Below are 5,720 nucleotides of genomic sequence, written 5' to 3'. Positions count from 1 at the left end.
CCGAGTCAGCAGCGAACAAGCAAGACAGTGGTGTTGCTTGAGTTCTTTAAAAATTAACAGCCGATAAGCGTGGGTGTTTGAAGATGAGTGCTGATATTTGGGTGACCAAGTATCAAGTCTCTTAGACTTTAAACGCTCACGGAAATTAAGATTGAGAACTATGCAAATGGTTTTTAGTCGATTCCGTTGAGTAAAACAAGATCGAACTGTAGAGTTTGATCCTGGCTCAGATTGAACGCTGGCGGCATGCCTTACACATGCAAGTCGAACGGTAACAGGTTAAGCTGACGAGTGGCGAACGGGTGAGTAATATATCGGAACGTGCCCAGTTGTGGGGGATAACTACTCGAAAGAGTGGCTAATACCGCATGAGACCTGAGGGTGAAAGCGGGGGATCGCAAGACCTCGCGCAATTGGAGCGGCCGATATCAGATTAGCTAGTTGGCGGGGTAAAAGCCCACCAAGGCGACGATCTGTAGCTGGTCTGAGAGGACGACCAGCCACACTGGGACTGAGACACGGCCCAGACTCCTACGGGAGGCAGCAGTGGGGAATTTTGGACAATGGACGCAAGTCTGATCCAGCCATGCCGCGTGCGGGAAGAAGGCCTTCGGGTTGTAAACCGCTTTTGTCAGGGAAGAAACGGGTTTCTCTAATACAGAGACCTAATGACGGTACCTGAAGAATAAGCACCGGCTAACTACGTGCCAGCAGCCGCGGTAATACGTAGGGTGCAAGCGTTAATCGGAATTACTGGGCGTAAAGCGTGCGCAGGCGGTTATGCAAGACAGATGTGAAATCCCCGGGCTCAACCTGGGAACTGCATTTGTGACTGCATGGCTAGAGTACGGTAGAGGGGGATGGAATTCCGCGTGTAGCAGTGAAATGCGTAGATATGCGGAGGAACACCGATGGCGAAGGCAATCCCCTGGACCTGTACTGACGCTCATGCACGAAAGCGTGGGGAGCAAACAGGATTAGATACCCTGGTAGTCCACGCCCTAAACGATGTCAACTGGTTGTTGGGAGGGTTTCTTCTCAGTAACGAAGCTAACGCGTGAAGTTGACCGCCTGGGGAGTACGGCCGCAAGGTTGAAACTCAAAGGAATTGACGGGGACCCGCACAAGCGGTGGATGATGTGGTTTAATTCGATGCAACGCGAAAAACCTTACCTACCCTTGACATGGACAGAATCCTGAAGAGATTTGGGAGTGCTCGAAAGAGAACTGTCACACAGGTGCTGCATGGCCGTCGTCAGCTCGTGTCGTGAGATGTTGGGTTAAGTCCCGCAACGAGCGCAACCCTTGTCATTAGTTGCTACGAAAGGGCACTCTAATGAGACTGCCGGTGACAAACCGGAGGAAGGTGGGGATGACGTCAGGTCATCATGGCCCTTATGGGTAGGGCTACACACGTCATACAATGGCCGGTACAGAGGGCTGCCAACCCGCGAGGGGGAGCTAATCCCAGAAAACCGGTCGTAGTCCGGATCGTAGTCTGCAACTCGACTGCGTGAAGTCGGAATCGCTAGTAATCGCGGATCAGCTTGCCGCGGTGAATACGTTCCCGGGTCTTGTACACACCGCCCGTCACACCATGGGAGCGGGTTCTGCCAGAAGTAGTTAGCCTAACCGCAAGGAGGGCGATTACCACGGCAGGGTTCGTGACTGGGGTGAAGTCGTAACAAGGTAGCCGTATCGGAAGGTGCGGCTGGATCACCTCCTTTCTAGAAAATGGTCGAGCAGAGGTTTGTTGCTTGCAACAAGCGTCCAGCGAGATCCACATGCACTCAGATTTAAGCGCCCACACTTATCGGCTGTGATTCAACAGAAGAGTAATAGCGTGAGCCTGCCGAGCTGGCCTCAAAAGGCAAGCGTTACTGAGAGGCAGGGCACGCAACAAACGCGTGGGTCTGTAGCTCAGTTGGTTAGAGCACCGTCTTGATAAGGCGGGGGTCGCTGGTTCGAATCCAGCCAGACCCACCACGAGAGACAAAGCTTGCCAGACAAGGCGTGAGACACCGCAGCATAGCAACGCTATGTAAGGTGTTGAGCAACGCAGTATGGCGAGGTTTGCGGGGGATTAGCTCAGCTGGGAGAGCACCTGCTTTGCAAGCAGGGGGTCGTCGGTTCGATCCCGTCATCCTCCACCAATTACTCTGCTCCATGGTTGACAAACCAAAGCATCCGTTGCGCGCAAGCGTGAGCGGTTGTTGTGGTTTGTCAGTCATAAGGCTCGAAAGAGTCGGCTGTTGTTCTTTAACAATTTGTAGAGTCGAATCAGCGTTGTCGACGGAAAGTTTAGTTTCTTCGTAAAGGGGGCTAGACACCGTGCCGTCGGCAACATTTTGATTGCGTCAAACACAAGACTTCAACTAAGCAAGAAATTGATTAGATATGAAGAACGGCGTAACGCGTAAATACTCAATAACGGATAGACCGATGAAACGGGTTTATCCGAGTTCTTGACCGACAGTGCAGTCAGCGCTGTCAAAGTTATAGGGTCAAGTGACTAAGTGCATATGGTGGATGCCTAGGCGATTACAGGCGACGAAAGACGTGATAGCCTGCGATAAGCTTCGGGGAGCTGGCAAATTAGCTTTGATCCGGAGATTTCTGAATGGGGAAACCCACCCCGCGAGGGGTAACTCTGACTGAATACATAGGTCATTGTGGCGAACCGGGTGAACTGAAACATCTCAGTAGCTCGAGGAAAAGACATCAACCGAGATTCCGAAAGTAGTGGCGAGCGAAATTGGAGTAGCCTTTACGTTTTAGCATCGTGTATATCAGAACGGAATGGAAAGTCCGGCCATAGCGGGTGATAGCCCCGTATGAGAAATGCTGCGGTGTGGAACTAAGCGTAAGACAAGTAGGGCGGGACACGTGTAATCCTGTCTGAATATGGGGGGACCATCCTCCAAGGCTAAATACTCGTAATCGACCGATAGTGAACTAGTACCGTGAGGGAAAGGCGAAAAGAACCCCGGGAGGGGAGTGAAATAGATCCTGAAACCGTATGCATACAAAAAGTAGGAGCCCGCAAGGGTGACTGCGTACCTTTTGTATAATGGGTCAGCGACTTACATTCAGTGGCGAGGTTAACCGAATAGGGAAGCCGTAGAGAAATCGAGTCCGAATAGGGCGAATTAGTCGCTGGGTGTAGACCCGAAACCAAGTGATCTATCCATGGCCAGGATGAAGGTACCGTAACAGGTGCTGGAGGTCCGAACCGACTAATGTTGCAAAATTAGCGGATGAGCTGTGGATAGGGGTGAAAGGCTAAACAAACTTGGAAATAGCTGGTTCTCTCCGAAAACTATTTAGGTAGTGCCTCAAGTATTACCATCGGGGGTAGAGCACTGTTATGGCTAGGGGGTCATGGCGACTTACCAAACCATTGCAAACTCCGAATACCGATGAGTACAGCTTGGGAGACAGAGCACCGGGTGCTAACGTCCGGACTCAAGAGGGAAACAACCCAGACCGCCAGCTAAGGTCCCCAAAATTGGCTAAGTGGGAAACGAAGTGGGAAGGCTAAAACAGTCAGGATGTTGGCTTAGAAGCAGCCATCATTTAAAGAAAGCGTAATAGCTCACTGATCGAGTCGTCCTGCGCGGAAGATGTAACGGGGCTAAGCCAGTTACCGAAGCTGCGGATGTGCAATTTATTGCACGTGGTAGGAGAGCGTTCTGTAAGCCTGTGAAGGTGGGTTGTGAAGCCTGCTGGAGGTATCAGAAGTGCGAATGCTGACATGAGTAGCGTTAAAGGGGGTGAAAAGCCCCCTCGCCGAAAGCGCAAGGTTTCCTACGCAACGTTCATCGGCGTAGGGTGAGTCGGCCCCTAAGGCGAGGCAGAGATGCGTAGCTGATGGGAAACAGGTAAATATTCCTGTACCGATGTGTAGTGCGATGTGGGGACGGAGAAGGTTAGCTCAGCCAACTGTTGGAATAGTTGGTTCAAGCGTGTAGTCGTGGTCCTTAGGCAAATCCGGGGATCTGAGATGAGGCGTGATAACGAGGCAGCTTGTCTGCCGAAGTGAGTGATACCCTGCTTCCAAGAAAAGCCACTAAGCTTCAGCTACACACGACCGTACCGCAAACCGACACTGGTGCGCGAGATGAGTATTCTAAGGCGCTTGAGAGAACTCTGGAGAAGGAACTCGGCAAATTGACACCGTAACTTCGGAAGAAGGTGTGCCTCTATTAGGTGAAGGGATTTACTCCTGGAGCCGAATGGGGTCGCAGAGAATCGGTGGCTGCAACTGTTTATTAAAAACACAGCACTCTGCAAAGACGAAAGTCGACGTATAGGGTGTGACTCCTGCCCGGTGCTGGAAGATTAAATGATGGGGTGCAAGCTCTTGACTGAAGTCCCAGTAAACGGCGGCCGTAACTATAACGGTCCTAAGGTAGCGAAATTCCTTGTCGGGTAAGTTCCGACCTGCACGAATGGAGTAATGATGGCCACACTGTCTCCTCCAGAGACTCAGCGAAGTTGAAATGTTTGTGATGATGCAATCTCCCCGCGGAAAGACGGAAAGACCCCATGAACCTTTACTGTAGCTTTACATTGGACTTTGAACAGATCTGTGTAGGATAGGTGGGAGGCTTTGAAGTGAGGACGCTAGTTCTCATGGAGCCAACGTTGAAATACCACCCTGGTGTGTTTGAGGTTCTAACCTTGGTCCCTTATCGGGATTGGGGACAGTGTATGGTGGGCAGTTTGACTGGGGCGGTCTCCTCCCAAAGTGTAACGGAGGAGTTCGAAGGTACGCTAAATACGGTCGGAAATCGTGTTGATAGTGCATTGGCATAAGCGTGCTTGACTGCGAGACTGACAAGTCGAGCAGGTACGAAAGTAGGACAAAGTGATCCGGTGGTTCTGTATGGAAGGGCCATCGCTCAACGGATAAAAGGTACTCTGGGGATAACAGGCTGATACCGCCCAAGAGTTCATATCGACGGCGGTGTTTGGCACCTCGATGTCGGCTCATCTCATCCTGGGGCTGTAGCCGGTCCCAAGGGTATGGCTGTTCGCCATTTAAAGAGGTACGTGAGCTGGGTTTAAAACGTCGTGAGACAGTTTGGTCCCTATCTTCCGTGGGCGCTGCAAGATTGAGAGAGCCTGCTCCTAGTACGAGAGGACCGGAGTGGACGCACCTCTGGTGTATCGGTTGTCACGCCAGTGGCATCGCCGAGTAGCTAAGTGCGGAAGAGATAACCGCTGAAAGCATCTAAGCGGGAAACTCGTCTCAAGATGAGTCTTGCCGGGGCCTAGAGCCCCCTGAAGGGTCGTTCGAGACCAGGACGTTGATAGGCTGGGTGTGGAAGCGCAGTAATGCGTTAAGCTAACCAGTACTAATTGCCCGTGAGGCTTGACCCTATAACTTTGACAGTTCGTGAGAGATGAGAATCGATCACTGAACGAGCCAAGGATTATTGAGTAGTCAATACAAGTTATGCTGTTCTTCAGAAGTCTGAATTGAACGCAATCAAAATCAAAGCTGATTCGAAGCCAGATACAAGAGAAACTCATGTATACTGCGCAGCTCTACAAATTGGACTTGTTGTTCAGCGAACAGCAAGTCAGCCAGTTAAGCCTGATGACCATAGCGAGTTGGTCCCACTCCTTCCCATCCCGAACAGGACAGTGAAATGACTCAGCGCCGATGATAGTGCGGATTCCCGTGTGAAAGTAGGTCATCGTCAGGCTAATAT

Annotated in this window: 2 tRNA genes and 3 rRNA genes; all 5 read left to right on the top strand. The window is 51.3% G+C overall.

Annotated elements, in window-relative coordinates:
* The first annotated feature begins 203 nt into the window (after positions 1-203).
* The 5 genes from DBR47_RS23755 (at position 204) to rrf (ending at position 5,714) form a co-directional block, all read left to right on the top strand.
* Positions 204-1,727, top strand: a 16S ribosomal RNA gene (locus DBR47_RS23755).
* Positions 1,728-1,909: 182 nt separating this feature from the next.
* Positions 1,910-1,986 (top strand) — tRNA-Ile (locus DBR47_RS23750).
* 91 nt (positions 1,987-2,077) lie between these two features.
* Positions 2,078-2,153, top strand: a tRNA-Ala gene (locus DBR47_RS23745).
* 349 nt (positions 2,154-2,502) lie between these two features.
* A 23S ribosomal RNA gene (locus tag DBR47_RS23740) occupies positions 2,503-5,385 on the top strand.
* Between the two features lie 216 nt (positions 5,386-5,601).
* Positions 5,602-5,714, top strand: a 5S ribosomal RNA gene (gene rrf / locus DBR47_RS23735).
* The 16S, 23S and 5S rRNA genes sit together here with 2 tRNA genes alongside, the layout of an rRNA operon.
* The last annotated feature ends 6 nt before the right edge of the window (positions 5,715-5,720 follow it).

Origin of the sequence: Paucibacter sp. KBW04 (assembly GCF_003852425.1) — a bacterium.
GTDB lineage: Bacteria > Pseudomonadota > Gammaproteobacteria > Burkholderiales > Burkholderiaceae_C > Paucibacter_A.
This window is presented reverse-complemented; position numbering and strand designations above follow the sequence as displayed.